Source organism: Rhizobium sp. CF080 (assembly GCF_000282095.2).
Classification (GTDB): Bacteria; Pseudomonadota; Alphaproteobacteria; order Rhizobiales; family Rhizobiaceae; genus Neorhizobium.
This window is the reverse complement of the sequence record NZ_AKKC02000016.1, coordinates 105,056-130,982: the sequence shown is the minus strand read 5'-3', so window position 1 is coordinate 130,982 and position 25,927 is coordinate 105,056. Positions and strand designations below refer to the sequence as shown.

The 25,927-nt window shown below is 62.0% G+C and carries 24 protein-coding genes and 3 tRNA genes; 24 read left to right on the top strand and 3 right to left on the bottom strand.

Annotation, left to right across the window (positions count from 1 at the left end; genetic code table 11):
• The first annotated feature begins 1 nt into the window (after nt 1).
• Genes PMI07_RS30920 through PMI07_RS30890 form a run of 7 tightly spaced genes read left to right on the top strand, consistent with a single transcriptional unit; the run spans nt 2 to nt 7,982 of the window.
• Nucleotides 2–1,537 (top strand): lipopolysaccharide biosynthesis protein, encoded by a 1,536-nt coding sequence (locus PMI07_RS30920; protein ID WP_007754619.1) that lies wholly within the window; start codon nt 2–4, stop codon nt 1,535–1,537.
• Nucleotides 1,534–3,153: a hypothetical protein gene (locus PMI07_RS30915; RefSeq protein ID WP_007754621.1), complete on the top strand. Its 1,620-nt coding sequence runs from the start codon at nt 1,534–1,536 to the stop codon at nt 3,151–3,153. Before PMI07_RS30920 ends, PMI07_RS30915 begins: the two co-directional genes overlap by 4 nt.
• Nucleotides 3,150–4,193 (top strand): glycosyltransferase, encoded by a 1,044-nt coding sequence (locus PMI07_RS30910; protein ID WP_007754623.1) that lies wholly within the window; start codon nt 3,150–3,152, stop codon nt 4,191–4,193. Before PMI07_RS30915 ends, PMI07_RS30910 begins: the two co-directional genes overlap by 4 nt.
• A complete protein-coding gene (locus tag PMI07_RS30905; RefSeq protein ID WP_007754625.1) occupies nt 4,190–5,302 on the top strand; it encodes a glycosyltransferase family 4 protein in 1,113 nt (370 codons plus the stop codon). Before PMI07_RS30910 ends, PMI07_RS30905 begins: the two co-directional genes overlap by 4 nt.
• Nucleotides 5,299–6,474, top strand: coding sequence for a glycosyltransferase (locus PMI07_RS30900; RefSeq protein WP_007754628.1), 1,176 nt, complete (start codon nt 5,299–5,301; stop codon nt 6,472–6,474). Before PMI07_RS30905 ends, PMI07_RS30900 begins: the two co-directional genes overlap by 4 nt.
• Nucleotides 6,461–7,054 carry an acetyltransferase gene (locus PMI07_RS30895; RefSeq protein WP_007754630.1) on the top strand — a complete coding sequence of 198 codons (594 nt, stop codon included), beginning with the start codon at nt 6,461–6,463 and terminating at the stop codon, nt 7,052–7,054. The genes PMI07_RS30900 and PMI07_RS30895 overlap by 14 nt, the downstream gene beginning before the upstream one ends.
• A 16-nt stretch (nt 7,055–7,070) precedes the next feature.
• Nucleotides 7,071–7,982, top strand: a complete 912-nt coding sequence (locus PMI07_RS30890) for a glycosyltransferase family 2 protein (protein WP_007754634.1) — start codon at nt 7,071–7,073, stop codon at nt 7,980–7,982.
• A gap of 36 nt (nt 7,983–8,018) precedes the next feature.
• On the opposite strand, the gene PMI07_RS30885 is transcribed toward PMI07_RS30890, so the two are convergent.
• The 3 genes from PMI07_RS30885 to PMI07_RS30880 all read right to left on the bottom strand — a co-directional run bounded on the left by PMI07_RS30885 (nt 8,019) and on the right by PMI07_RS30880 (nt 10,435).
• On the bottom strand, nt 8,019–9,740 hold the full coding sequence (locus tag PMI07_RS30885; protein WP_007754637.1) for a hypothetical protein: 1,722 nt from the start codon (nt 9,738–9,740) through the stop codon (nt 8,019–8,021).
• A 4-nt stretch (nt 9,741–9,744) separates the two neighbouring features.
• Nucleotides 9,745–9,909 (bottom strand): hypothetical protein, encoded by a 165-nt coding sequence (locus PMI07_RS35200; RefSeq protein ID WP_007754640.1) that lies wholly within the window; start codon nt 9,907–9,909, stop codon nt 9,745–9,747.
• 450 nt (nt 9,910–10,359) lie between these two features.
• Nucleotides 10,360–10,435, bottom strand: a tRNA-Val gene (locus PMI07_RS30880).
• A 265-nt stretch (nt 10,436–10,700) separates the two neighbouring features.
• Between PMI07_RS30880 and PMI07_RS30875 the strand changes: the two genes are divergently transcribed.
• The 17 genes from PMI07_RS30875 to PMI07_RS30795 all read left to right on the top strand — a co-directional run bounded on the left by PMI07_RS30875 (nt 10,701) and on the right by PMI07_RS30795 (nt 25,921).
• A tRNA-Asp gene (locus PMI07_RS30875) sits at nt 10,701–10,777 on the top strand.
• Between the two features lie 71 nt (nt 10,778–10,848).
• Nucleotides 10,849–10,925, top strand: a tRNA-Asp gene (locus tag PMI07_RS30870).
• 264 nt (nt 10,926–11,189) lie between these two features.
• Nucleotides 11,190–11,555: an NADH-quinone oxidoreductase subunit A gene (locus PMI07_RS30865; protein WP_007754643.1), complete on the top strand. Its 366-nt coding sequence runs from the start codon at nt 11,190–11,192 to the stop codon at nt 11,553–11,555.
• Complete coding sequence (locus PMI07_RS30860; RefSeq protein WP_007754646.1) at nt 11,546–12,127, top strand: NADH-quinone oxidoreductase subunit B; 582 nt, start codon at nt 11,546–11,548, stop codon at nt 12,125–12,127. Before PMI07_RS30865 ends, PMI07_RS30860 begins: the two co-directional genes overlap by 10 nt.
• Nucleotides 12,128–12,145: 18 nt before the next feature.
• Nucleotides 12,146–12,748 (top strand): NADH-quinone oxidoreductase subunit C, encoded by a 603-nt coding sequence (locus PMI07_RS30855; RefSeq protein WP_024164317.1) that lies wholly within the window; start codon nt 12,146–12,148, stop codon nt 12,746–12,748.
• 77 nt (nt 12,749–12,825) lie between these two features.
• Nucleotides 12,826–14,016, top strand: a complete 1,191-nt coding sequence (locus PMI07_RS30850; RefSeq protein ID WP_007754594.1) for an NADH-quinone oxidoreductase subunit D — start codon at nt 12,826–12,828, stop codon at nt 14,014–14,016.
• Nucleotides 14,016–14,273, top strand: coding sequence for a hypothetical protein (locus tag PMI07_RS30845; RefSeq protein ID WP_007754590.1), 258 nt, complete (start codon nt 14,016–14,018; stop codon nt 14,271–14,273). The genes PMI07_RS30850 and PMI07_RS30845 overlap by 1 nt, the downstream gene beginning before the upstream one ends.
• A 16-nt stretch (nt 14,274–14,289) precedes the next feature.
• Nucleotides 14,290–15,501 carry an NADH-quinone oxidoreductase subunit E gene (locus PMI07_RS30840; RefSeq protein ID WP_007754585.1) on the top strand — a complete coding sequence of 404 codons (1,212 nt, stop codon included), beginning with the start codon at nt 14,290–14,292 and terminating at the stop codon, nt 15,499–15,501.
• A 10-nt stretch (nt 15,502–15,511) separates the two neighbouring features.
• Nucleotides 15,512–16,816 (top strand): NADH-quinone oxidoreductase subunit NuoF, encoded by a 1,305-nt coding sequence (nuoF, locus tag PMI07_RS30835; protein ID WP_007754583.1) that lies wholly within the window; start codon nt 15,512–15,514, stop codon nt 16,814–16,816.
• Between the two features lie 70 nt (nt 16,817–16,886).
• Nucleotides 16,887–17,564 carry a hypothetical protein gene (locus PMI07_RS30830; protein ID WP_155956704.1) on the top strand — a complete coding sequence of 226 codons (678 nt, stop codon included), beginning with the start codon at nt 16,887–16,889 and terminating at the stop codon, nt 17,562–17,564.
• 70 nt (nt 17,565–17,634) lie between these two features.
• Nucleotides 17,635–19,716 carry an NADH-quinone oxidoreductase subunit NuoG gene (gene nuoG, locus PMI07_RS30825; RefSeq protein ID WP_007772684.1) on the top strand — a complete coding sequence of 694 codons (2,082 nt, stop codon included), beginning with the start codon at nt 17,635–17,637 and terminating at the stop codon, nt 19,714–19,716.
• Nucleotides 19,717–19,724: 8 nt separating this feature from the next.
• The gene (gene nuoH, locus PMI07_RS30820; RefSeq protein WP_007772680.1) at nt 19,725–20,768 is read left to right on the top strand and encodes an NADH-quinone oxidoreductase subunit NuoH; all 1,044 of its coding nucleotides are present in this window, start codon (nt 19,725–19,727) and stop codon (nt 20,766–20,768) included.
• Between the two features lie 45 nt (nt 20,769–20,813).
• The gene (gene nuoI, locus PMI07_RS30815) at nt 20,814–21,305 is read left to right on the top strand and encodes an NADH-quinone oxidoreductase subunit NuoI (RefSeq protein WP_007772678.1); all 492 of its coding nucleotides are present in this window, start codon (nt 20,814–20,816) and stop codon (nt 21,303–21,305) included.
• A 148-nt stretch (nt 21,306–21,453) separates the two neighbouring features.
• Nucleotides 21,454–22,068: an NADH-quinone oxidoreductase subunit J gene (locus tag PMI07_RS30810; RefSeq protein WP_007772676.1), complete on the top strand. Its 615-nt coding sequence runs from the start codon at nt 21,454–21,456 to the stop codon at nt 22,066–22,068.
• Nucleotides 22,069–22,093: 25 nt separating this feature from the next.
• Nucleotides 22,094–22,402 (top strand): NADH-quinone oxidoreductase subunit NuoK, encoded by a 309-nt coding sequence (gene nuoK / locus PMI07_RS30805; RefSeq protein ID WP_007772674.1) that lies wholly within the window; start codon nt 22,094–22,096, stop codon nt 22,400–22,402.
• A gap of 7 nt (nt 22,403–22,409) precedes the next feature.
• Nucleotides 22,410–24,410, top strand: coding sequence for an NADH-quinone oxidoreductase subunit L (gene nuoL, locus PMI07_RS30800; RefSeq protein ID WP_007772672.1), 2,001 nt, complete (start codon nt 22,410–22,412; stop codon nt 24,408–24,410).
• On the top strand, nt 24,410–25,921 hold the full coding sequence (locus PMI07_RS30795; protein ID WP_007772671.1) for an NADH-quinone oxidoreductase subunit M: 1,512 nt from the start codon (nt 24,410–24,412) through the stop codon (nt 25,919–25,921). Before nuoL ends, PMI07_RS30795 begins: the two co-directional genes overlap by 1 nt.
• Nucleotides 25,922–25,927: the final 6 nt, after the last annotated feature.

The window sequence follows — 25,927 nt, the reverse complement described above, 5'->3', positions numbered from 1 at the left end:
GATGAGTGTGTCAGTACGGCTTATCTCGGGTTCGATCGCCAACGGGGCGTTCCTCGCCGGCAATATCCTGATCCAGTTGATCAGCGTGCCGATCATGTTCGGCTGGTGGTCGGCGCAGCAATTCGGCCTCTGGGTGCTGCTGCAGGCGCTCTATTCCCTCTCCGTCGTCTTCGACCTCGGCCACCAGAACTACCTCGGTTATGAATTCCAGCGCCTCGGCACAAGGGAAGCCGTGAGGCTGGACTTCTTCTCGTCCGTTCCGGCCGCCATTTTCCTCGGAACGGCATTTCTGTGCTTCTGGACGGCCGTCCCGGCATTCGGATGGGCCGACACGCTGTTTGGCGATTTCATCTCCGCGGAGCTGATAGACGACCTCACCGGCTCGATGATCGTCCATGCGCTCACCTGGCTGCTCACCGGCTCCGTGGGCGGCGTTCTCGGCCGCGCGCTCATCCCCTTCGGTTATTACGCGAGAATGGCGTGGTGGCGGTTTGGGCTGCTGGTCGGCATCAACCTCGCGGCCCTGATGGCTGTCGTCTCCGGCGGCAATGTCCTCGACGCCGTGATCGCCTCGTCGGTCGCCAACGTCGTCGTCAATATCGGCGTGCATCTCGATTGCTTTCGTCTCTGGCGGCGCGAGAAGATCGGTTTCGCCGTGCCGGATTTGCGGCGGGGCTGGTCCAATCTCGCCAGAAGCCTGGTCGTATCACTCTGCGAACTGATCGTTATCGCAAACCAGCAGGGCATCCGGCTGCTGATCGCGCCGCTCGCGGGCGTCAGCCTTCTCGGCGTGTTCACGGCGACCCGGACGCTCCCGAATATCGCCACCCAGGGCGTTAGCGCACTGGCCGGTCCGGTGGAGCCGGAGCTCCTGCGCTATCTGAGGGAAGGGAAGAGCGAACCGGCGGAAACCACGGTCACCCTCAGCTGGCTCTTCGCGCTGGTCATCGTCGGCCCTGGCTGCATTCTACTCCAATGGGTGGCGCCGGGCTTTTTCCTGTGGTGGACCCACGGCAATTTCCACCTGGATCCGCTCCTGTTCGCCTCGCTCTGCGCCTGCGTCCTCGTCTACGGCTTCTCGCAGCCGCTGGTGTCGATCGTCCGGGGAAACAATGTCCTGCTGCCGCCGGTCGTTGCGAACGGCGTGTCCCTGCTGATCACCGTGATCGGCTGTTATCTGACATGGCCCTCATGGGGCCTGCCGGGCGCTGGTCTCTCGTTGCTGGCGGCCGAGATCGCAAGCTTCCTGATCTTTGCCGCGGCTGCCCGTGCCGTGCTCCGGAAGCTGCGCTCGCGCCTGCCCAGCCATGCCTTCGCTGCATCTGTTTGCGGCTGCCTCTCGGTCATTGCCGGCCTGTTCGCCATGGCAATCTGGCCGCAATCGACAGGTTGGGCATCCATTCCGGCCGTGATCGGCTCGTTGCTGGCGGCGTGGATGGCCTACCGGACTTTGCCGCCTCACAGACTAGCCGCCCTCCTGCGTCGCGTTCCAAACCTCACTCGGAGGCAGGCCGCTCTCATGGGGGATCGGCCATGACAGAGAGCGGAGGTCTGGCGAGCGGCGATGCTGCATTCGGCTGGCGTTCCCTGCGGAGGCGAATTGATTCCGGCAACGCCCGTTATGTCGCCAAGGCCCGCTGGGGCGTGGTTGTTTTGGTCTTGCTCTGCGCGGCGATCCAGGCGGGGATATCGCCGGATATCGCCAACGTTTTCTGCGCTGTTTCTGCCGGACTGGTCGGGGCCTGGGTATTTTCCTACTGCACCAGGCCGGGTCGGATCGAGCGCCATACGATCTCGACTCTGGTCGTGCTCGGCTTTCAGGTCCACTCGACCCTGGCCGCCCTGATCGTTCAGACCCTGGCCTGGAAACCGATCACCTTCAACCTCGAAGCGCCGGTCACCACCTTTTCGGCCCTGGCACTGTTGCAGATATGGGCGGCGGCGCTGCACTGGCTCTACATCCAGTCGCGGGTGATGCATGCGATCACTTTCACGATCCGGCAAAGGATTTTTGCGCCGCTCGGCGTCTACCGCGCCCCGACGAACCGGCAATTGTGGTGGATGGGGCTGCTTGGCTCGTTCGCCTCCTGGTACACCAATGCCGACCGTTGGGGCGAGGACAATTTCGGCGATATCGCCTTCAAGCTGCTCGCCGGCCTGTCGCAATTTTCCGTCGCGCCCTTCCTGATCCCGATCGCCGCCTACCTCATCGATCCACCGGACCGAAAGCGGCAGGTCAACTGGCTCACGCTGACTGCCTATTGCGCATTGACGCTCTATATCGCGCTGGCGCGCAACAGCCGGGGCGCCTTTGCGATCAACGCCCTGACCGTGCTGCTCTGCCTCGCCATTGCTGTTTTGATCGGGCGCTTCATCCTCACGAGGCGCGGTATGATCTGGATGGCCGCCGCCGTCCTGCTCAGCCCCATCCCGGCGGGCATCCTCTCGGATCTTGCGACCGCCATGGTCATTGCCCGCGACGACCGCTCCGACATCTCGTCGCAGGAACTCGTTCTCTCGACCATCGGCACATATTTCGACGGCCAAGCTCTGCAGTCCAGACGCGAGATGGACCGGATATTGGCCGAGGGCAGCTATAACGAGATCTATGTCGACAACCCGCTTCTGGCGCTCTTTGTCTCCACCAAATATATCGACCACAACATTGCGCTTGGCCTTTCGCTATCGCAGACCGGAGAGGACCTGGCGCGTGAAAACGCCGTCAATCAGTTGCTGTTGCTGCTTCCGACGCCGGTTTTAAACTTCATCGCGCCAGGGCTGGACAAGTCGGGTTACGCCTTCTCGTCGGGCGACTATTACAACTTCCTCGTCACCGGCGATGAGCTGGGAGGTTATCGCACCGGTTCCTCGATCGCCGATGGCTTCGTCGTTCTCGGCGCGTTTTACATGGCCGTCTTCGCACTATTCGCCTTCGCCAGTTTCCTCGTCGGCGACGCGCTGATTATCCGGATGGCGGACGGGCGCGTGCTGCTTTCGACGCTGGCCTGCATCTGCATCACCCGCTTCTTCATGAACGGGCTTATGGACGAATCCGTCGCAGTCCAGGCCGGCAACCTCGTCCGCGCGCTTCCCCAGACGGTGCTGCTCTATGTGCTGATGTTCTGGCTGACGAGGGGCGTGACGCTGAGATGAAGCTCCTCTATGTCGGCGCGGATTCGGGAACCAGTCTGCAGCGCGCGGCGGCATTCGGGCGAATCGGCGCCGATGTCCTGCACCTGTCACCCTATACCCACCTGCCGTCCCATTGGGCACTTTGGCTGAACCGGGCCGGCGGTCCCGGTATCGACCATCTCGTGGCAGAGGGGCTCAGCAGGCGGATCGGGGGGCAGCGCTTCGACCTTGCCCTGGTGGATTGCGGCGACGTGATCGGCCCAGCTGCCCTGAACGTCATCCGCAAGGCAGCGCCGGTCATCGTCAACTACAATGCCGACAATCCCTTTCTGGACCCGTCCCCGGAACGTCGTCGCTGGAGCATCTTTCACCGCGCTCTCCCGCACTACGATCTGGCCATAGGCGTGCGCCGGGACGGGATCGAAGCGATGATGGCCGGGAGAGGGGCAGGGCGGATCGACACGATCTGGCAATGCGCCGACGAACTCGCGCATCGCCCCCTGTCTCTGACGCAGGAGGAGCGACACCGCTGGTCGTCGGAGGTCGTCTTCGTCGGAACCTGGATGCCAGGGCGCGGCGCCTTCATGGCGCGTCTGATCGAAAAGGGCGTGCCGCTCGCGATCCACGGTCCACGCTGGCAAAGGGCTCCTGAATACAGGCTGCTCCGCCCGTCTATCCGGTCCGGCCACGTTGAGGGCGCGGACTACACACGGGCGATCGCCGGCGCGAAAATCGCCCTGGCTCTGCTGAACGGCGCAAACGCCGACCTTCATACGACGCGTTCTGCGGAGATTCCCGCCATCGGCACCGCCATGTGCGCCCCGCGAACCGCACATCATCAGCAACTCTACAGGCAAGGCGAGGAGGCCGCTTTCTTCGATGGACCGGATGACTGCGCGGAAACCTGCAAACAGCTTCTGGCGGATGACGACAGGCGCCGGAAGATCGCCGATGCCGGACATCGCCGCACATTCGCAAACGGGACCTATAACCAGGTCCTGGCGCACCGGATACTCGAACAGGTTGCCGACCTGAGACGGGCGGGAGGCGAAGCGCGATGAGGTCGGCAGAGGGGCACGAGACGGGCGTCCTTTTCCTCGCGCTGGACACCTATGGCCGGATCGGCGGAATTCAGCGCTTCAACCGGCGCGTCATCGCCGCGCTTGCAACGATCTCGGCGGACAAGAGCTGGAAGCACCCCGCCATCCAGATCATGCGGGACGATCAGGCGGATATCCCCGAAACCATGCCTGCCGCGATAACCGCCTTTGGCCCCCGGCGCTTAGACTTTATCTTCCATTCGGTTGCCGCCGCCCGTCGGTCCAAAATCCTGTTTCTCGGGCATATCAACCTCTTGGCCCTCGGGCTGTTGTGCAAGCTGTTCTCCCCGAAAATCCGGCTCGTGCTTTTTGTCCACGGCGACGAAGTGTGGGACGACCCCGCCTATCGCCGGATGCGGTTTTACGAGCCGCTTATGGCGAGAGCCCTCGATCGCATCGCCTCCGTCAGCGCCTTCACGGCAAACCGGATGCAGAAGGCTTTCAAGCTTTCCCCCGAGAGATTCAGGATCTTTCCGAATGCCATCGACGACATCGGTCGGCAGCCCACTCCGGAAAAGGATCGTCAGAATATCCTGACAGTCGCCCGGTTGGACCGGCATGACCGCGCCAAGAATATCGACGCCCTGATCAAGGCGATGGCCTTGCTCAAGCGCCGGAATGTGGAATGCATTCTCCAGGTCGTCGGCGAGGGGCCGCTCAAGCCGGAATTGATGTCGTTGGCGAATGAGCTTGCGGTCGAAGACAAGGTAAAATTCCTTGGCCGCGTATCGGATGCGAAACTGGCCGAAGCCTATGCCCAGGCATCCTTGTTCGCGATGCCCTCGTCCAAAGAAGGTTTTGGCATCGTCTTCCTCGAAGCCTGGCTGCACGGCCTGCCGGTGATCTGCAGCACTGAGGATGCGGCGGCGGAAATCGTCACCGATGGCATCGACGGGTTTGCCGTGAACCCGCGGGACATCGAAGCGCCCGCCGAAAAGATCGCGATGCTTCTCGCCAATCCGGAAATCGCCACGGCGATGGGAGAGGCGGGGGCTGAAAAGGTGCGGTCCCGTTACCTCATGCAGCATTTCAAGGGAAATCTCGAAGAACTCATCGCGGAGCTGCCATGAGAATCCTCAACATCATTGCAAGCGCCGATCCCGAAACCGGCGGTCCCATCGAAGCGCTGCGGCTGAGCGGATTGGAAATGGCGCGCCTTGGCCATCCTGTCCAAGCCGTCACTCTGGATAATCCTTCCGCAGCCTATCTGAGAGATTTTCCCTTGCCCATTCATGCCTGCGGGCGATGGACCCGGAGATACGGATATACGCCGGAATTGGCGCGCTGGGTCGCCACCAACGCACATCGTTTCGATGCCGCGATCATCCACGGGCTGTGGAATCATGCCTCGATCGGCGGCTGGTCGGCGTTGAGGCGGGCAGGGCTGCCTTATGTCGTTTTTGCACACGGCATGATGGATCCATGGTTCCGAGAAAGCGATCCGCTCAAGCACATCGCCAAGCAGGCGTTCTGGTTTGCCTGGCAGGGCAAGGTTCTGCGCGATGCGGCGGCCGTGCTTTTCACCTGCGAAGAAGAGCGCTGCCGGGCGCGCGGCACCTTCCGCGGCTACGGGTACACGGAACGCGTGTTGTCATTCGGCACGGCCGATTCGCCGGCGCGGGCGGAAAATCAGCTTCCCGCGTTCCACCGGCTTTTGCCGGCATTAAAGGGCCGGCGCTTTCTCCTGTTCCTCGGCCGCATCCATGCCAAGAAGGGCTGCGACCTGCTCGTCGAAGCTTTTTCGAAGATCGCCGCATCTCATCCCGATATCGATCTGGTGATGGCCGGACCGGACCAATCCGGGCTGAAATCGAAACTGATTGCCCAGGCAGTCAGGGCGGGCCTCGCCGATCGCATCCACTGGCCTGGCATGCTGGCCGGCGATGCCAAATGGGGCGCCTTCCGCGCCGCCGATGCCTTTGTCCTGCCATCGCACCAGGAGAATTTCGGCATTGTCGTCGCCGAAGCGATGGCCTGCGGAACGCCGGTCCTGCTGACCGACAAGGTCAATATCTGGCGCGAAGTGAAGGCCAGCGGCGGCGGTCTCGTCGGGCCGGACACGTCGGAAGGCATCGAAAGCCTTCTACGCTCCTGGCTCGGCCTCTCCGACAATGCCAGGAGCGCCATGCGCGCCCATGCGCGTGCCGGCTTCGAACGGCATTTCCGCATCGAGGCTGCGGCGCGCGATCTCATCACCGTTCTGCATTCCATCTCCGGGCGAGGACTTCATGAAGCCGCTTGACGCGAAGACCTTCAATCCACTGGGCGGGCCGAGCTTTTCGATGAGACACCGGCTGTTCCGGCTCGTCTGGAACCTCGTCTGGGGCCTTCTCGGCCGCTGGACGCCGGTGCCGCTGTTTGCGTGGCGCCGGTCCCTGCTGCGCTGTTTCGGCGCCCGCATCGACCGCACGGCAAGAATCTACCCCGGCGTCGAGATCTGGTATCCGCCGAACCTCGTCATGGCCGCGCATGCCTGCCTCGGAAGACATGTGACCTGCTACAGCATGGACCGCATCGAACTCGGCGCCCATGCAACCGTGTCCCAGAGCGCATATCTGTGCACCGGCACGCATGACGTCGACGATGCCGATTTCCAGATTGTCACCAGGCCGATCGTCATCGGAGAAAATGCCTGGATCGCCGCGGAGGCATTCGTTGGACCGGGCGTTGTCGTCGGGGAAGGGGCCGTGCTCGGCGCCCGCGCCGTCACGTTTGGCCATCTCGATCCCTGGACGATCTACGCCGGCAATCCTGCGAGGAAGCTGCGGCGCCGCTTCGAGAAGCACACACGTGGCGTCTTTTCGGCGCGGATGATCTCGTAACCGGGACAGTCGCCGAATGGTCAGCCTCGCCGTCCTCATCCTCACCTTCAACGAAGAACGCCATATCGCCCGCGCCCTGAAAAGCGTCGCGCCTTTTGCTTCTGAGGTCTTTGTCATCGATTGTTTCTCGACCGACAGGACGGTCGAGATCGCCCGGTCGCTTGGCGCAACCGTTCTTTTCAACTCATGGACCAGCCACTCCCGGCAGTTCCGATGGGGGCTCGACAATGCGCCGATCGCCGCGGATTGGATCATGCGTCTCGACGCGGATGAGGTGGTCGAACCACAACTAGCTGCTGAGATCGCCCGAAAACTCCCCGCGCTTGGCCCCGATATCGCAGGCATCAACCTGAGGAGAAGACACATCTTCCTCGGACGCTGGATCCGCTATGGCGGGCGTTATCCGCTCATCCTCACCCGCATCTGGCGGCGAGGGCAAGGGCGGATCGAGGACCGCTGGATGGACGAACATATCGTCGTAACGGGTGGTCGCCCGGTGCTTTTCGAGGCACCGTTCTCGGATCACAATCTCAACGATCTGAGCTTCTTCACCAGCAAGCACAACAGCTATGCAACCCGTGAAGCCGTCGATGTCCTCGGCCGGCGCTACGGCCTGTTTCTCGAAGACCGGAGCCTATCGAGAGAGGCATCCTCACGGCAGGCTTCCGTCAAGCGGTTCATCAAGGAGTACATCTATAACTGGCTGCCGTTTCCTATCGCTGCGCTCGGTTATTTCCTGTTCCGCTATATCGGTCAGCTCGGCTTCCTCGATGGCCGCGAAGGGCTGATCTACCATGTCCTGCAAGGCTGCTGGTACCGTTTCCTCGTCGGTGCGAAAGTCATGGAGCTCGACCGGTCGATCCGTTCGCTGGCAACGCCTGAGGAAAAGCGCACGGCGCTGGCACGGCTGACCGGGTTGCCGCTGTGAAGCGACAGCCCGATTGGGGAGCGATAAATGTCCGGTTCACACAACACCCACGCTGGGGAAGGCGGCCCAGAAAAGCGTCGAAGATGCCCCTTCGGCCGCGACTACCAGCAGGCTTTCGCCAGCATTCAGGGTGTAGCCGGTCTTGCCCGAGATCTTGTTGAAGAGCTGCGTGCCGCTGGTGTTGACCGTTAGATCCGCCGATCCGGCATTGACGATATGAAACGGCAGCCCCACCAGCGAGGACGCATCCGAGGCATGGGTAATGGTCGGCAGGGTGCAGACGAGCGCCGACAAAGCTTCGAAGGTGACGAGGCCTGCGTCCAGCGGATGGAGTGTCGTGTTCGCTGTCTTGAGCGTCGACTTCATTCCCATTCCGAATCTCGGATAGATGAAGCTGTTGCCGCCCCTGACCTCCAGATCACCTTGGTTTTCCCAAGCATCGCCACGAATATTGAGCGACGCCAGGCCGCCACGAGTATGGTCGGTCCACAGACCCGCCAGCATTGCTTGACGGGCAGTCCCGCGCGCGCCATGGAACTGGCTGGTGGCCGAGGCCGTGTCGAAATCGGTGATTGTCGTGTTGCCGCTGTAGAACCGGCTGAAGCCGGCGGCACGCCCGACGATGTCGGCATTCCTGTCGCCTGGCACTTCGGAAATGTTGATGTCGCAGCCCTGGGCATTCTCGACATAGACACCCGCGCCGGAGCCGCCCTCCACATCCACGCCGAGGAAGCGCGAATTGGAGACGAACGCGCCTTCGTTGCGGGAACTCAGCTCGAAACAGGGCATGCCCCAGGACGAAAGGGTCAACGAGCCGTTTCCGGACGCGGTGAAGGCCGGGGAGGTGAATGCGGTTCCGATCTGGATCGTGTTGCCGTTTACCGACTTGACGACATAGACCCGCCCGGCCGTGACCCCGTAATTGCTGCCCGTGAAGGTGACCGGCATGCGCGCCCGGAACTTGGCCCCGTCCGCAACGGCAATACTCGCCGAGCCGCTCGATAACGTCGCGCTCATCAGAAGCTCGGCGCGGTTGAAGGCGTTGTTCTGGATCCGGTCGGCATACATCTCGTTGAGATGCGCGCCGGTGCCGCCCGCCTCGAACACGATGCCCCGGCAGAGCCGGTTGTCCCGGCCATCGGCGGGGATGATGTTGAAGAGCGAATCGAAGCGGCTGTTTCCAGGCATCAGCGTCGAGGCCGGCAGCAGGGCGCCGTAAAACTGGCCGTTTTCACAGAGATGCGTCCAGATGCGCGAGACATCCGTGTGCATGAAGTTGGCGAGGAATAGGCCCCAGTCGCCGCAGTCGCGAATGAAGAGATCGTGGATGGTGGAAAACTGCAGGCCGATATTGTTCACAGCCCCGATGCTGATCGCCCGCGTGAACCCGGTAAAACCGATATGCTCGCAACGCCAGCCGGTGACGCAATCGTCGGTGATATGAGAATGCGGCGAACCGAGATCGGCGTCGTTGGCGGCAAAGGCCGGAAACGTCCCGTCGCCGGCAAGCACGGTGCCGCCGACGAAATCCCATCCGCTGTCCGGCACGCTGTCGTTGAGATAGTCGAGCACCGGCTGCACCCCCTGATAACCGATGCCGGAAGCGACCGGCAGCGGTTCCGTCAGCGCAATCGTCGCATCCGGCAGCAGAATGGTGCCCCCGCCGCCCGCTGCGACCGCCGCCGCATGCGCTGCCCGGATGGCCGCCTCCGAGGCATCGGAAGGAATGTAGAGTTTCGGAATTTGGCGCGATGGCATCGTGTCAGTCCTTGAGGTCGGTGAATTGGCTGATTGTCAGTTGATTGTTTTCGGCGTCGGCAAGCGCATTGCCCTCGGCATCCATCAGGACGAACCCGTCCTCCTCGGGCGGCTCGCCGCCGATGGGAAAAGTGCATGGGCCTGTCAGGGAAAGTCCGAGATCCAGCATCATCCCCTCCCGCCGCCAACGCCGACCGTCCGGCCCTCATCGATTCGAGCGCATCGGGCGCCTGTGGCGTTGATTCCGTGCCTGAGGCGATGTTTTCCCATTCCTGTCTCCTTGGGTTCCAAGCCCGGCCGATCGGTTATCTGCCGGCGGGCATTTCAGAACCCGATTTTAGGAACGGGTTGAGGAGCGGGGACGAAATGGCGGAAAAGATTCGCAAAATGATCAATGGAACACGGAAACGGTCGGCGATGAAACGCTTGATATGCTTTATGGATCGGAGGCTATGGGGCGGTCGGAACGGAGCGCTGTGTCGCGCTCGGAGCCGATATTCTTCCCCGCGATAGCCAAAAGAATCGAACGAGATTGCGCGTGTTCGGCCGAAAGCCGAAGCACGGGACAGCGCGATTTGTCAGAAAAAAGCCGAAACGGAACGGGAAGAGAAGTTGGGAATGGTGGGCGATGAGAGACTCGAACTCCCGACATCCTCGGTGTAAACGAGGCGCTCTACCAACTGAGCTAATCGCCCGTTCGCGGTTGCGGAGCATCAAGGCCCGCCGCGTCGGTGGCCGTGATCTATGCGGATCGCGGAAAAACCGCAAGAGCTTTCATGATGTTTTTTTGAAATTTTTGGGGAAGAGCCGACTGGACAGGGGCAGGAGAGGGCAAAGCGATGGAACGTCATCCTTTTGTCTTGAAACGCGCTTGACACCCGATCCCGAACCTCTTAGTTAGCCGCTCAACCGAGCGATTGAGGTCGCCCGGCCAAGAGGTTTCGGCCTCAAGAGAAATGCGCGGGTGTAGCTCAGTTGGTTAGAGTGCCGGCCTGTCACGCCGGAGGTCGCGGGTTCGAGCCCCGTCACTCGCGCCATTCTCTTCTTCGAACTCTCCGCCGATTGCGCGTCTCGCGCATAAGGTGGTCGCCGCCAGTCGGCATTATGCGCGGGTGTAGCTCAGTCGGTTAGAGTGCCGGCCTGTCACGCCGGAGGTCGCGGGTTCGAGCCCCGTCACTCGCGCCATTCACTACCAGAAAAAGCCGACTTCCTTGAACGATCCGACCGTCACCGGTCCCTCACGATCACGGTCTATGGTTGTCGCCATGATACAGCCGCCGGTAATCGTTTGAAATGCTCCATTTTGGCACAGGATGCGACATTCAAAACGCTTGCGCCGCGGCTTCGCCTGCGCTAACCACGGCATTGTTGCAATGCACGTTCGCTTGCCTGTGCATTGATATTCAGGCGTCGTCTCCCGACGCTTCAGGCAAGCTGGGATCGAATACAATGAGTGAACTCCTCACTTCCTATATCCCGATCGCGATTTTCATCGGCATTTCCCTGGTGATCGGCATCGCGCTTCTGGTTGCGCCCTTCGCCGTCGCCTACAAGGCGCCCGATTCGGAAAAGCTGTCGGCCTACGAATGCGGCTTCAACGCCTTCGACGACGCGCGCATGAAGTTCGACATTCGATTCTACCTGGTCTCGATCCTCTTCATCATCTTCGACCTCGAAGTGGCCTTCCTCTTTCCGTGGGCCGTGTCCTTCGGCGCGGTCGGCTGGTTCGGTTTCTGGTCGATGATGGTATTCCTGGCCGTTCTGACGATCGGCTTCATCTATGAATGGAAGAAAGGAGCGCTGGAATGGGAGTAGTCGACAACGGCAGCACTCTCGTCGCGCCGCAACCCAAGGGCATTATCGATCCGAATACCGGCAAGCCCATCGGCAGCGACGACGCGTTCTTCGGCGAGATCAACAACGAGCTCGCCGACAAGGGTTTTCTCGTCACCTCCACCGACGAGCTGATCACCTGGGCCCGCACGGGCTCCTTGATGTGGATGACCTTCGGCCTCGCCTGCTGCGCGGTCGAGATGATGCAGCTTTCGATGCCGCGTTATGACGTCGAGCGTTTCGGTTTTGCGCCGCGCGCTAGCCCACGCCAGTCGGACGTGATGATCGTCGCAGGCACGCTGACCAACAAGATGGCGCCGGCGCTCCGCAAGGTCTATGACCAGATGCCGGAGCCGCGTTACGTCATCTCGATGGGTTCCTGCGCCAATGGCGGCGGTTATTACCATTATTCCTATTCGGTGGTGCGCGGTTGCGACCGCGTCGTGCCGATCGACATCTATGTTCCGGGCTGTCCCCCCACGGCAGAGGCGTTGCTCTACGGCGTGCTTCTGCTGCAGAAGAAGATCCGGCGGACCGGTACGATCGAGCGCTGAGGGCTTGAGGACAAGATCATGACTGAAGCCCTGAACGAGCTTTCGACCTACATCCGCGAAGCGCGCCCGTCTCTCGTGGCCGGGGCGGAGATCGCCTATGGCGAGCTGACGCTGGCGGCGACCGCGGACAACCTGCTGCCGCTGCTCACCTTCCTGCGCGACGACGTGCAGTGCGGGTTCATCAGCTTTATCGATATCTGCGGTGTGGACTATCCGGCGCGCGAAAAGCGTTTCGACGTCGTCTACCACCTTCTGTCGCCCCGTCAGAACCAGCGCATCCGCGTCAAGGTCGCAACGGCCGAGGACGAACCGGTTCCGTCGGCCTTCTCGGTCTATCCGGGTGCCGACTGGTTCGAGCGTGAAGCCTGGGATCTCTACGGCATTCTGTTCACCGGCCACCCGGACCTGCGCCGCATCCTGACCGACTACGGTTTCGAAGGCCACCCGCTGCGCAAGGACTTCCCGACCACCGGTTTCGTCGAGGTTCGCTACGACGACAACGCCAAGCGCGTCGTCTACGAGCCCGTCGAACTGCGCCAGGAATTCCGCAATTTCGATTTCCTGTCTCCGTGGGAAGGCACCGATTACGTCCTTCCGGGTGACGAAAAAGCCAAGGCCTGAGACCGGCGCATCAGCGCCGGCCAACCGCACTTCTTTCCCGCTTGGCGCGGTTATCCGCCCGGCATGGAGCGAGCAGCATGACCGAACATAACGTCCGTAATTTCAACATCAATTTCGGGCCGCAGCACCCTGCGGCACACGGCGTTCTTCGCCTCGTGCTGGAGCTGGACGGCGAAATCGTCGAGCGCGTCGATCCGCATATCGGCCTGCTTCACCGCGGCACCGAGAAGCTGATCGAGACCAAGACCTATCTGCAGGCGGTTCCCTATTTCGACCGCCTCGACTACGTCGCGCCGATGAACCAGGAACATGCTTTCGCGCTCGCCGTCGAAAAGATCCTGGATATCCAGATCCCGATCCGCGGCCAGCTGATCCGCGTGCTTTATTCGGAAATCGGCCGCATCCTGTCGCATCTCCTCAACGTCACGACGCAGGCGATGGACGTCGGCGCGCTGACACCGCCGCTCTGGGGTTTCGAAGAGCGCGAAAAGCTGATGGTGTTCTACGAGCGAGCCTGTGGCGCCCGCATGCACGCCGCCTATTTCCGCCCGGGCGGCGTCCACCAGGACCTGCCGCCGGAACTGGTCGAGGATATCGGCACGTGGTGCGATGAATTCCCGGCCAAGCTCGACGACATCGACGACCTCTTGACCGGCAACCGCATCTTCAAGCAGCGCAACGTCGATATCGGCGTCGTCAAGCTCGAAGACGCCTGGGCCTGGGGTTTTTCGGGCGTCATGGTACGTGGTTCGGGCGCTGCCTGGGACCTGCGTCGCGCGCAGCCGTACGAGTGCTATTCGGACATGGAATTCGACATTCCGATCGGCAAGAACGGCGACTGCTACGACCGTTACCTGATCCGCATGATCGAGATGCGCGAATCGGTGAAGATCATGAAGCAGTGCGTCAACCGCCTGCTCGGTGACGCAAAGACCGGCCCGTTCTCGTCTGCGGACGGCAAGGTCGTGCCGCCGAAGCGTGGCGAGATGAAGCGGTCGATGGAAGCGCTGATCCACCACTTCAAGCTCTATACCGAAGGCTATCACGTACCGGCCGGCGAGGTTTATGCGGCTGTCGAAGCGCCGAAGGGCGAGTTCGGCGTCTTCCTGGTCGCCGACGGCAGCAACAAGCCGTATCGCTGCAAGATCCGCGCTCCGGGTTATGCCCATCTCCAGGCCATGGATTTCATCTGTCGGGGACACCAGCTCGCCGACGTTTCGGCAGTGCTCGGCTCGCTTGACATCGTCTTTGGCGAGGTGGACCGCTGATGATCCGCGCCGTCGTTTTCATGGGCCTTCTGTCTGCTGCCCCGGCTGCGTTTGCGCAGCAGGCCCAGACGGATGGCGCGATTACGACGCAAAGCGGCGGATCGAAGTCGATGAAGGATCTCCTGTCGGAAGGATACGAGATCAAAACCTCCGTTCCCAGTGGAACAAAGTTCATAGTGTTCATGCAGAAAGACAAGTCTGCCTATGCCTGCGAATTCGTGACGCTCACGAGATCGCGGTGTGGATCCATAAACTGATAAGGCGTGGAAAAGAATGTCCGTTCGTCGATTAGCCGAAGACCAGGTGCAGCCGGCAATTTTCGCCTTCAATGATGAGAATTCCGTCTGGGCCGAGGCAACGATCAGGAAATATCCGGCAGGCCGGCAGCAATCGGCTGTCATCCCGCTTTTGATGCGTGCACAGGAACAGGACGGCTGGGTGACCCGCGCGGCGATCGAGTTCGTCGCGGGCAAGCTCGACATGCCCTATATCCGCGTCCTCGAAGTCGCGACCTTCTACACCCAGTTCCAGCTGAAGCCGGTCGGCACCCGCGCCCATATCCAGGTCTGCGGCACCACCCCCTGCATGCTGCGCGGCGCCGAGGACCTGATGAAGGTCTGTCAGCACAAGATCCACCACGATCCGTTCGCGCTGAATGCCGACGGCACGCTGTCCTGGGAAGAGGTCGAATGTCAGGGCGCGTGCGTCAACGCACCGATGGTCATCATCTTCAAGGATGCCTATGAGGACCTGACGCCTGAGCGCCTGGAAGAGATCATCGACGCTTTCGAAGCCGGCAAGGGCCACGAAGTGAAGCCAGGCCCGCAGATCGATCGCATCTTCTCGGCGCCCGAGGGCGGGCCGCAGACCTTGAACGACGAGATCAAGCCGGTCCGCACCAATCTCGATCCGCATCCGAGCGCCGAAGAGGTCGCTGCCGCGGCCAGCATTCCTCCGGCAGATGCCGCCCGTCCGAAGGACACGGCGGCTGAAACCAATCCGTCGCTGAAGACGCCGGCAACGGCGCCGGCGGCTTCCGCCAGCAATGCCAAGGCCGCCGAAACGCAGCCGCTTTCCGGCACCGCCAAGAGCGAGCCGGACCCGAAGACTGCCGGCAGCAAGGCCGAAGGCGCTCCTCCTTTGGCAGGTGCGGCAACCGCACCGGCGAGACCGGCCGCTGCCAAGGTCGAAAAGCCGTCGCTCGACGACAAGAACCGTCCGAAGGGCATCGACAGGCCGGCCGAGCCGGACGACCTCAAGATGATCTCCGGCGTCGGGCCGAAGATCGAGGGCACGCTGCATGAACTCGGCATCTTCACCTTCGCGCAGGTTTCCGCCTGGAAGAAGGCCGAGCGCGACTGGGTCGACGGGTATCTGAACTTCAAGGGCCGCATCGATCGCGACGATTGGGTCAAGCAGGCAAAGGCGCTCGCCAAGGGCGGCGAGGCCGAATACATTAGAGTCTTCGGTAAGAAGCCGCGGTAAGAGGTGAGACATGCTTAAAGACCAGGATCGCATCTTTACCAATATCTACGGCCTCAAGGACAAGTCCCTGAAAGGCGCGATGAGCCGCGGCCATTGGGATGGCACCAAGGAGATCATCGAGAAGGGCCGGGACTGGATCATCAACGAGATGAAGGCCTCCGGCCTTCGCGGTCGCGGCGGCGCAGGCTTCCCGACCGGTCTCAAGTGGTCCTTCATGCCGAAGGAGAGCGATGGCCGTCCGCATTACCTCGTGGTCAATGCCGACGAATCCGAGCCCGGCACCTGCAAGGACCGCGACATCATGCGCCACGATCCGCATACGCTGATCGAGGGCTGCGTCATCGCCGGTTTCGCCATGGGCGCCCACACGGCCTATATCTACGTGCGCGGCGAATACATGCGCGAACGCGAAGCGCTGCAGGCGGCGATCGATGAATGTTATGATTTCGGCCTGCTCGGCGGCAACAACAAGCTCGGCTGGGATTTCGACATCTACGTCCACCACGGCGCCGGCGCCTATATCTGCGGCGAAGAGACCGCGCTGCTCGAAAGTCTCGAAGGCAAGAAGGGCCAGCCGCGCCTGAAGCCCCCGTTCCCGGCGAACATGGGCCTCTACGGCTGCCCGACCACCGTCAACAACGTCGAATCGATCGCGGTTGCCCCGACCATCCTGCGCCGCGGTGCCGGCTGGTTCTCGTCCATGGGCCGTCCGAACAATGTCGGCACCAAGCTGTTCATGCTCTCCGGCCACGTCAACAAGCCGTGCACCGTCGAAGAAGTGATGGGCATCACCTTCCGCGAACTGGTCGACAAGCATGCCGGCGGCATCCGCGGCGGCTGGGACAATCTGCTGGCGGTCATTCCGGGCGGCGCATCCTGCCCGATCGTGCCGGCCAAGGATATCATGGACTGCCAGATGGATTTCGACGGCCTGCGCGCCGTCGGCTCCTCCTTCGGCACGGCCGGCGCCATCGTCATGGACAAGTCCACCGACGTCATCAAGGCGATCGCCCGCATCTCGGCCTTCTTCAAGCACGAGAGCTGCGGCCAGTGCACGCCGTGCCGCGAAGGCACGGGCTGGATGTGGCGCGTGCTTGAGCGCATGGTCAAGGGCAATGCCCAGAAGCGCGAAATCGACATGCTGTTCCAGGTGACCAAGCAGATCGAAGGTCACACCATCTGCGCGCTCGGCGATGCCGCGGCCTGGCCTGTCCAGGGCCTGATCCGGCATTTCCGTCCGGAGATCGAAGCGCGTATCGACCAGTATACCCGAAACGCGACGGCGCATGGCGCCGTCCTCGAAGCTGCGGAGTAGCCAAGTGACAAAGTCGGGCAAGGAGCATGAAGGGGAGGCGACGGATCGTCCGGCGCACGATCCCGCGCGAATGCCCGATTTTTCCGAGGCCATGAAGCTCAATCCGCTGATGGCGAACATGGCCGCGGCAACCGCGATCAGCTTCGGCATTGCCAGCCAGATGGCCGGTGCTTTCTTCGGCGCGCTGCATGGCGCGATGGAAGCAAGCAATCGCCAGAAGGCTGCTGGAGAAGCTCCTTCCGCGGCGGCTCCGGTTGAGGCGTCCGCTGCCACGGAAACGCCGGCCCCGACCGCCGCGGCCGCAGTCTCAGAACCCGCGGCGATCGCTGAAAAGCCGAAGGCAAAGCCGGTCGCACCGGCTCGCAAGGCAGCTGCACCGGCGCCCAAGGCTGCCGTAACTGCGCCCAAGGCCGAAGCGGTCAAGAAGCCGGCCGCCAAGGCCAAGGTTGCGACGGCCAAGGCCGCAGCTCCGAAAGCTCCGGCAAAGCCGGTAGTCGAGGCGAAGAAGGTCAAGGCGCCCAAGGCGAAGACGGTCAAGGCCAAGGCACCTGCCGGCGGCGATCTGAAACAGATTTCGGGCATTGGCCCGAAGCTGGTGGAAGTGCTGAACGGCCTGGGTGTAACGAGCCTCGCTGAGGTCGCTGCCTGGGATGAAGCCGATATCGCCCGCTTCGACAACGAATTGGGGCTCAACGGACGCATCAGCCGCGACGACTGGGTCGGCCAGGCGAAAGCTCTGTTGAAATAAAAGAATATGTCCCCGAGTCGCCTGACCCCCAGGAGACCCAAAGGATGGAACTAAGGACGTAAGTGAGACGATGGTTAAGCTGAAGGTTGACGGCAAAGAGGTCGAAGTTCCGGATCATTTCACGCTGCTTCAGGCATGCGAGGAAGCCGGCGCCGAGGTCCCGCGCTTTTGTTTCCACGAACGTCTTTCGGTCGCCGGCAATTGCCGCATGTGCTTGATCGAAGTGAAGGGCGGACCGCCGAAGCCGGCAGCCTCCTGCGCCATGGGCGTGCGCGATATCCGCGGCGGCCCGAACGGCGAGCTGCCGGAGGTCTTCACCAACACGCCGATGGTCAAGAAGGCCCGCGAAGGCGTGATGGAGTTTCTGCTGATCAACCACCCGTTGGATTGCCCGATCTGCGACCAGGGCGGCGAGTGCGACCTGCAGGACCAGGCGATGGCCTTCGGCATTGACAGTTCCCGCTACACGGAAAACAAGCGCGCCGTCGAAGACAAGTATATCGGCCCGCTGGTCAAGACCGTGATGAACCGCTGCATCCACTGCACGCGCTGCGTCCGCTTCACCACTGAAGTCGGCGGCATTTCCGAACTCGGCCTGATCGGCCGCGGCGAGGATGCCGAAATCACCACCTATCTCGAAAGCGCCATGACCTCGGAACTGCAGGGCAACGTCATCGACCTTTGCCCGGTCGGTGCGCTGACCTCGCGCCCCTTCGCCTTCACCGCCCGTCCGTGGGAATTGAACAAGACCGAATCGATCGACGTCATGGACGCCGTCGGCTCGGCGATCCGCGTCGATACCCGCGGCCGCGAAGTGATGCGCATCATGCCGCGCGTCAACGAGCAGGTGAACGAGGAGTGGATCTCCGACAAGACCCGCTTCATCTGGGACGGCCTGAAGACCCAGCGCCTCGACCGCCCCTACGTCCGCAAGGGCGGCCGCCTTCAGGCTGCCTCCTGGGGCGAGGCTTTCGGCGCCATCAAGGCCGCCGTTGCCGGCACCTCGGCCAACAAGATCGGCGCGATCGCTGGCGATCTGGCTTCGGTCGAAGAAATGTACGCCCTGAAGGAGCTGATCCGCTCGCTCGGGTCGGAAAACCTCGACTGTCGCCAGGACGGGACGGCGCTTGATCCGTCGCTCGGCCGCGCAAGCTACCTCTTCAACCCCACCATCGAGGGCATTGAACAGGCCGGCGCCCTGCTTCTGATCGGCGCCAATCCGCGCCTCGAGGCAGCCGTTCTCAACGCTCGCATCCGCAAACGCTTCCGCCGCGGCAACTTCCCGATCGGCGTGATCGGCGAAGTCAGCGAACTGCGTTACGTCTATGACTATCTCGGTGCCGGCGCTGAAACGCTCTCCGACCTCGCTTCCGGTGCAAACAGCTTCGCCGACAAGCTCCGTGCGGCCAAGAACCCGATGATCATCGTGGGGCAGGGGGCTCTCTCCCGTCCGGACGGGGCGGCGATCCTTAGCTCGGCCGCCCAGCTTGCCGGTTCGGTCGGCGCGCTGACCGAAGAGTGGAACGGCTTTGCCGTTCTCCACACCGCCGCTGCCCGCGTCGGCGGCCTCGACCTCGGCTTTGTGCCGGGTGCGAACGGCGCCAACGCCGCCGCCCAGGTCGCTGGCATGGACGTTCTCTTCCTGCTCGGCGCCGATGAACTCGACTTCTCGAAGAAGGGCGCCAAGTTCACCGTCTATATCGGCAGCCACGGCGATGCCGGCGCGCACAATGCCGACGTCATCCTGCCGGGTGCGACTTACACCGAAAAGTCGGGCACCTGGGTCAATACCGAAGGCCGCGTCCAGATGGGCAACCGTGCTGGCTTCGCACCGGGCGAGGCCCGCGAAGACTGGGCGATCATCCGCGCGCTCTCCGATGTGCTCGGCAAGAAGCTGCCCTTCGATTCGCTGGGCGCCCTGCGTGCGAAGCTCTATGCGGATTACCCGCATTTCGCCGCCGTCGACGAGATTGCGGCGGGCTCGGTGAACGAAATTGCCGCACTTGGCCAAAAAGCCGGTGGGATGACGAAGTCCGGGTTTGCGTCGCCGATCAAAGACTTCTATTTGACGAACCCGATCGCTCGCGCTTCGGCCGTCATGGCTGAATGCTCGGCATTGGCCCGCAACAATTTCCAGGCTGCGGCGGAGTAATTTTGAACATGGATTCGTTCTTTTCCATCTACGTCTGGCCGGGCATCGTCATGGTCGCGCAGTCGCTGCTGCTGCTGGTCTGCCTGCTCGTCTTCATCGCCTACATCCTGCTCGCCGACCGCAAGATCTGGGCAGCCGTGCAGCTGCGCCGAGGCCCGAACGTCGTCGGCCCCTTCGGCCTGTTCCAGTCCTTCGCCGACCTTCTGAAGTTCGTCTTCAAGGAGCCGATCATTCCGGCTGGCGCCAACAAGGCCGTCTTCCTGCTCGCACCGCTGGTTGCCGTGCTTCTGGCCCTGTCGACCTGGGCTGTGGTGCCGCTTGCAGACGGATGGGTCATCGCCAACATCAATGTCGGCATCCTCTATATCTTTGCGATCTCCTCGCTCGAGGTCTACGGCATCATCATGGGTGGCTGGGCTTCGAACTCGAAATACCCGTTCCTCGGCGCTCTCCGCTCGGCGGCGCAGATGGTCTCCTACGAGGTCTCGATCGGCTTCGTCATCGTCACCGTGCTCCTCTGCGTCGGCTCGCTCAATCTCACCGACATCGTCAATGCACAGCATGACGGCCTCGGCACGATGATGGGCCTGCCGGCCTCGTTCCTCGACTGGCACTGGCTGGCGCTGTTCCCGATGTTCGTGGTGTTCTTCATCTCGGCACTCGCCGAAACCAACCGCCCGCCTTTCGATCTTCCCGAAGCGGAATCGGAACTGGTTGCCGGCTTCATGGTGGAGTACGGCTCCTCGCCATACATGATGTTCATGCTCGGCGAATACGCGGCCGTCTGCCTGATGTGCGCACTGACGACCATCCTGTTCCTCGGGGGCTGGCTGCCGCCGGTCGATATCTGGATCCTCAACTGGGTGCCGGGCATCATCTGGTTCATGCTGAAGTCGATGCTCGTCTTCTTCATGTTCGCCATGGTGAAGGCCTTCGTACCGCGCTACCGCTACGACCAGCTCATGCGGCTGGGCTGGAAGATCTTCCTGCCTCTGTCGCTCGCCATGGTCGTCATCACCGCATTCGTGCTGAAGCTGATGGGATGGGCATGATCATGAACACGTCCCCCAACGCTTCCGGCAGTATTGGAGAATAAGATGGCAAGTCTCGGCCAAGCCGTGAATTCGCTGTTCCTGAAGGAGTTCGTCGGGGCGTTCTTCCTGTCGATGCGCTACTTCTTCAAGCAGAAGGCGACGATCAACTATCCGTTCGAAAAGGGCCCGGTCTCCCCGCGTTTCCGCGGCGAGCATGCGCTGCGCCGTTACCCGAACGGCGAGGAACGCTGCATCGCCTGCAAGCTCTGTGAAGCGATCTGTCCTGCCCAGGCGATCACCATCGAGGCCGGCCCGCGCCGCAACGACGGCACCCGCCGCACGGTGCGTTACGATATCGACATGGTGAAGTGCATCTATTGCGGCTTCTGCCAGGAAGCCTGCCCGGTGGATGCGATCGTCGAGGGCCCGAATTTCGAATTCTCGACCGAGACGCGCGAAGAACTCTATTTCGACAAGGAGCGTCTGCTTGAAAACGGCGACCGCTGGGAGCGTGAAATCGCTCGCAACATCGCAATCGATGCGCCCTACCGCTAAGGCGGGGTGATTTGTCCGGCGCCGTCCCAATTCAGCGGGCAGCGCGCCGGTAACATCTGGATGAAATACCCGGCGCCTATCACAAGCCCGGGTTTCGACGGGATGGGGTATTTGCCCCACGCCCGGTGAGGGACGAAAAGGCACCACGATGGGTCTGCAGGCAATCTTCTTCTATCTCTTCGCGTTCATCGCGGTGGCGTCGGCGTTCATGGTCATTTCGGCCAAGAACCCGGTGCACTCGGTGCTGTTCCTCATCCTGGTCTTCTTCAACGCAGCCGGCCTCTTCCTGCTGACGGGCGCCGAATTCCTGGCGATGATCCTGCTGGTCGTCTATATCGGCGCGGTCGCGGTTCTCTTCCTCTTCGTCGTCATGATGCTCGATATCGACTTCACGGAGCTGCGCTCCGGCGTGCTGCAATATGCGCCGATCGGCATTCTGGTCGGCCTGATCGTTGCGGCCGAGCTGGTCGTCGTCATCGGCGGCAGCGTGCTGACGCCGGAAGCGGCGAAGTCGATCACCATGCCGATCCCGAACCCGGCGACCCGCACCAATACGGCCGCCCTCGGCGATGTGCTCTATACAAACTACGTCTACTTCTTCCAGATCGCCGGTCTGGTGCTTCTGGTGGCGATGATCGGCGCGATCGTGCTGACGCTGCGCCACCGCACCAACATCAAGCGGCAGGATATATCCCAGCAGGTGGCCCGCACGCCCGCGACCGCTGTCGAAGTGGTCAAGGTCAAGCCGGGCCAGGGCATCTGAGCGAGCGGGAACAAGGAACAGGCACATGGAAATCGGACTTTCCCACTATCTCACGGTCAGCGCCATCCTCTTCACGCTCGGCGTTTTCGGCATCTTCCTGAACCGCAAGAACGTCATCATCATCCTGATGTCGGTGGAGCTCATCCTGCTCTCGGTCAATCTGAACATGGTGGCCTTCTCCTCCTTCCTGAACGACATCGTCGGCCAGGTGTTCGCATTGTTCATTCTGACCGTCGCGGCTGCAGAAGCCGCCATCGGTCTTGCAATTCTCGTCGTCTTCTACCGCAACCGCGGTTCGATCGCCGTCGAAGACGTCAATATGATGAAGGGCTGATCGGGTCATGATCTACAAGGCAATCGTCTTCCTACCCCTGATCGGCTTCCTGATCGCCGGCCTGTTCGGCCGTTCGATCGGCGCAAAGGCGTCCGAATACGTCACCAGCGGCCTGATGATCATCGCAGCCGTGCTCTCCTGGATCGTCTTCCTGCAGGTCGGGCTCGCCCATGGCGAGGCCGGCGAGGTGATCAAGGTTCCGGTGATGCGCTGGATCCAGTCCGGCGGCATCGATGTCGAATGGGCCTTCCGCGTCGATACGCTGACGGCGGTCATGTTCGTCGTCGTCAACACCGTCTCGACGCTCGTGCATGTCTATTCGATCGGCTACATGCATCACGATCCACATCGTCCGCGCTTCTTCGCCTACCTGTCGCTGTTCACCTTCGCGATGCTGATGCTGATCACGTCCGACAACCTCGCCCAGATGTTCTTCGGCTGGGAAGGCGTGGGTCTCGCGTCCTACCTGCTGATCGGCTTCTGGTACAAGAAGCCATCGGCCTCGGCTGCCGCGATGAAGGCCTTCATCGTCAACCGCGTCGGCGACTTCGGTTTCGTGCTCGGCATAGCCGGCGTCTTCGTGCTGTTCGGCTCGATCAGCTTCGAGACGATCTTCGCCGCTGCCGCCACCTATCTGCCGGCCGAAGGTTCGCCGGAGGCGGCCCAGGCGGTCGTCAACATCTTCGGCATGTCGCTCGACAAGGCGAACGCCGTCACCGTCGTCTGCCTGCTGCTGTTCATGGGCGCCATGGGCAAGTCGGCGCAGTTCCTGCTGCACACCTGGCTGCCTGACGCCATGGAAGGCCCGACCCCGGTCTCGGCGCTCATCCATGCCGCGACCATGGTCACCGCCGGCGTCTTCCTGGTCGCCCGCATGTCGCCGATCTTCGAACTGTCGCCCAACGCTCTGCTGGTCGTCACCGTCATCGGCGCGATCACCGCGTTCTTCGCGGCGACCGTCGGCCTCGTCCAGAACGACATCAAGCGCGTCATCGCCTATTCCACCTGCTCGCAGCTCGGCTACATGTTCGTGGCGCTCGGCGTCGGAGCCTATGGCGCGGCGATCTTCCACCTCTTCACCCACGCCTTCTTCAAGGCGCTGCTGTTCTTGGGCGCCGGCTCGGTCATCCATGCCGTCGACGGCGAGCAGGACATGCGCTACATGGGCGGCCTGAGGAAACACATTCCGGTCACCTTCTGGATGATGACGATCGGCACGCTTGCGCTGACCGGCGTCGGCATCCCGTTCACGCCAATCGGTTTCGCCGGCTTCTTCTCCAAGGACGTGATCATCGAAGCTGCCTATGCCTCGCATTCGCCGGTATCGGGCTTCGCCTTCACGCTCCTGGTCATCGCCGCCCTGTTCACCAGCTTCTATTCCTGGCGTCTTGCCTTCCTCACCTTCTTCGGCAGGCCGCGCGCTTCCGCCGATGTCATGCACCATGTGCATGAATCGCCGAATGTCATGCTGGTCCCGCTCTATCTCCTGGCGCTCGGTGCGGTGCTGGCGGGCTTTATCTTCGAAGGTTACTTCTACGGCGAGGAATATGCCGAATTCTGGAAGGGCGCGCTGTTCACCTCGCAACACAACGAACTGCTGCACGAATTCCATCACGTGCCGGCTTTGGTGGCGCTGAGCCCGTTCATCGCCATGGTGCTCGGTTTCGTCACCGCCTGGTATTTCTACATCAAGTCGCCTTCGACGCCCCGGCGTCTCGCCGCTTCGCAGAAGGTTCTCTACGAGTTCCTGCTCAACAAGTGGTATTTCGACGAGCTCTACGACTTCCTCTTCGTCCGCTCCGCCAAGGCGCTCGGCCGGTTCCTGTGGAAGAAGGGTGACGTCGGCGTCATCGATACCTACGGCCCGAACGGCGTTGCCGCCCGCGTGGTCGACGTCACCAACCGGGTGGTCAAGCTGCAGTCCGGTTACCTCTATCACTATGCGTTCGCGATGCTGATCGGCATCGCCGCCCTCGTCACCTGGATGATGCTCGGGAGCTCAATCTAATGACCGACTGGCCAATTCTCTCGACGGTCACCTTTCTGCCGCTGGTCGGCGTGCTGTTGCTGCTTCTGACTCGGGAAGACGGCCCCTTCGGGCGCCGCAACATCCTCAACGTCTCGCTGTTCACGACGGTCTTCACCTTCATCGTTTCGCTGTTCATCTGGATCGGTTTCGACAATTCGAATGCCGGCTTCCAGATGGTCGAGAAGCATGACTGGCTCGGCACCGGTATTTCCTACCATCTCGGCGTCGACGGTATTTCCATGCTGTTCGTCATCCTGACGACCTTCCTGATGCCCTTCTGCGTGCTCGCCAGCTGGAATACGATCGAGAAGCGCCTCAAGGAATACATGATCGCCTTCCTGCTTCTGGAAGTGGTCATGACCGGCGTCTTCGTGTCGCTCGATGTCGTGCTCTTCTACGTCTTCTTCGAAGCGACCCTGATCCCGATGTTCGTCATCATCGGCGTCTGGGGCGGCAAGGACCGCGTCTACGCGTCCTACAAGTTCTTCCTCTATACGCTGCTCGGCTCGGTACTGATGATGCTCGCCATCATGGCCATGTACTGGCAGGCCGGCACGACCGACATTACCGAACTTCTGAAATACGGCTTCCCGGCCGGCATGCAGACCTGGCTCTGGCTCGCCTGCTTTGCGGCCTTCTCGGTCAAGATGCCGATGTGGCCGGTGCATACCTGGCTTCCGGACGCGCACGTCCAGGCCCCGACCGCAGGTTCGGTCATCCTGGCCGGCGTCATGCTGAAGCTCGGCGGCTACGGGATGATCCGTTTTTCGCTCGCCATGTTCCCGATCGCGTCCGAACATTTCGCGCCGCTGGTCTTCTCGCTGTCGGTCATCGCCATCATCTACACCTCGCTGGTGGCGATGATGCAGGACGACATCAAGAAGCTGATCGCCTATTCCTCGGTCGCCCACATGGGCTACGTGACCATGGGCATCTTTGCGGCGAACGTTCAAGGGTTGCAGGGCGCGATCTTCCAGATGCTGTCGCACGGCATCGTCTCGGGCGCACTCTTCCTCTGCGTCGGCGTGATCTATGACCGCCTCCATACCCGCGAGATCACCGCCTATGGCGGCCTCGTCAACAACATGCCGAAATATGCCGTCGCCTTCATGATCTTCACCATGGCGAATGTCGGCCTGCCGGGCACGTCGGGCTTCATCGGCGAGTTCCTGACGATCATCGGCGTCTTCCGGGTCAACACCTGGGTCGCGCTGTTTGCGGCAACCGGCGTCATCCTCTCGGCCTCCTACGCGCTCTGGCTCTATCGCCGGGTGATCTTCGGGGCACTCGAGAAGGAAAGCCTCAAGGGCCTGCTCGACCTTTCCGGCCGCGAAAAGCTCATCCTCTATCCGCTGATCGCGCTCACCATCTTCTACGGCTTCTATCCGGCGCCGATCTTCGATGCGACGGCGGCATCGGTGGACCTGCTGGTGAACAATTATTCCGCAGCCCTGGCAGCAGCGAAAGACCTTGCACTCAACGTGCACTGAGACGGG

Coding starts and splice junctions, on each gene's coding strand:
- nuoL (WP_007772672.1), top strand. CDS start 22,410: ATGATCTACAAGGCAATCGTCTTCCTACCCCTGATCGGCTTCCTGATC.
- PMI07_RS30915 (WP_007754621.1), top strand. CDS start 1,534: ATGACAGAGAGCGGAGGTCTGGCGAGCGGCGATGCTGCATTCGGCTGG.
- PMI07_RS30840 (WP_007754585.1), top strand. CDS start 14,290: ATGTCCGTTCGTCGATTAGCCGAAGACCAGGTGCAGCCGGCAATTTTC.
- PMI07_RS30860 (WP_007754646.1), top strand. CDS start 11,546: ATGGGAGTAGTCGACAACGGCAGCACTCTCGTCGCGCCGCAACCCAAG.
- PMI07_RS30845 (WP_007754590.1), top strand. CDS start 14,016: ATGATCCGCGCCGTCGTTTTCATGGGCCTTCTGTCTGCTGCCCCGGCT.
- nuoH (WP_007772680.1), top strand. CDS start 19,725: ATGGATTCGTTCTTTTCCATCTACGTCTGGCCGGGCATCGTCATGGTC.
- PMI07_RS30895 (WP_007754630.1), top strand. CDS start 6,461: ATGAAGCCGCTTGACGCGAAGACCTTCAATCCACTGGGCGGGCCGAGC.
- PMI07_RS30920 (WP_007754619.1), top strand. CDS start 2: ATGAGTGTGTCAGTACGGCTTATCTCGGGTTCGATCGCCAACGGGGCG.
- nuoK (WP_007772674.1), top strand. CDS start 22,094: ATGGAAATCGGACTTTCCCACTATCTCACGGTCAGCGCCATCCTCTTC.
- PMI07_RS30855 (WP_024164317.1), top strand. CDS start 12,146: ATGACTGAAGCCCTGAACGAGCTTTCGACCTACATCCGCGAAGCGCGC.
- PMI07_RS30900 (WP_007754628.1), top strand. CDS start 5,299: ATGAGAATCCTCAACATCATTGCAAGCGCCGATCCCGAAACCGGCGGT.
- PMI07_RS30795 (WP_007772671.1), top strand. CDS start 24,410: ATGACCGACTGGCCAATTCTCTCGACGGTCACCTTTCTGCCGCTGGTC.
- PMI07_RS30865 (WP_007754643.1), top strand. CDS start 11,190: ATGAGTGAACTCCTCACTTCCTATATCCCGATCGCGATTTTCATCGGC.
- PMI07_RS30830 (WP_155956704.1), top strand. CDS start 16,887: ATGCCCGATTTTTCCGAGGCCATGAAGCTCAATCCGCTGATGGCGAAC.
- nuoG (WP_007772684.1), top strand. CDS start 17,635: ATGGTTAAGCTGAAGGTTGACGGCAAAGAGGTCGAAGTTCCGGATCAT.
- nuoF (WP_007754583.1), top strand. CDS start 15,512: ATGCTTAAAGACCAGGATCGCATCTTTACCAATATCTACGGCCTCAAG.
- PMI07_RS30910 (WP_007754623.1), top strand. CDS start 3,150: ATGAAGCTCCTCTATGTCGGCGCGGATTCGGGAACCAGTCTGCAGCGC.
- PMI07_RS30905 (WP_007754625.1), top strand. CDS start 4,190: ATGAGGTCGGCAGAGGGGCACGAGACGGGCGTCCTTTTCCTCGCGCTG.
- PMI07_RS30810 (WP_007772676.1), top strand. CDS start 21,454: ATGGGTCTGCAGGCAATCTTCTTCTATCTCTTCGCGTTCATCGCGGTG.
- nuoI (WP_007772678.1), top strand. CDS start 20,814: ATGGCAAGTCTCGGCCAAGCCGTGAATTCGCTGTTCCTGAAGGAGTTC.
- PMI07_RS30890 (WP_007754634.1), top strand. CDS start 7,071: ATGGTCAGCCTCGCCGTCCTCATCCTCACCTTCAACGAAGAACGCCAT.
- PMI07_RS35200 (WP_007754640.1), bottom strand. CDS start 9,909: ATGCTGGATCTCGGACTTTCCCTGACAGGCCCATGCACTTTTCCCATC.
- PMI07_RS30885 (WP_007754637.1), bottom strand. CDS start 9,740: ATGCCATCGCGCCAAATTCCGAAACTCTACATTCCTTCCGATGCCTCG.
- PMI07_RS30850 (WP_007754594.1), top strand. CDS start 12,826: ATGACCGAACATAACGTCCGTAATTTCAACATCAATTTCGGGCCGCAG.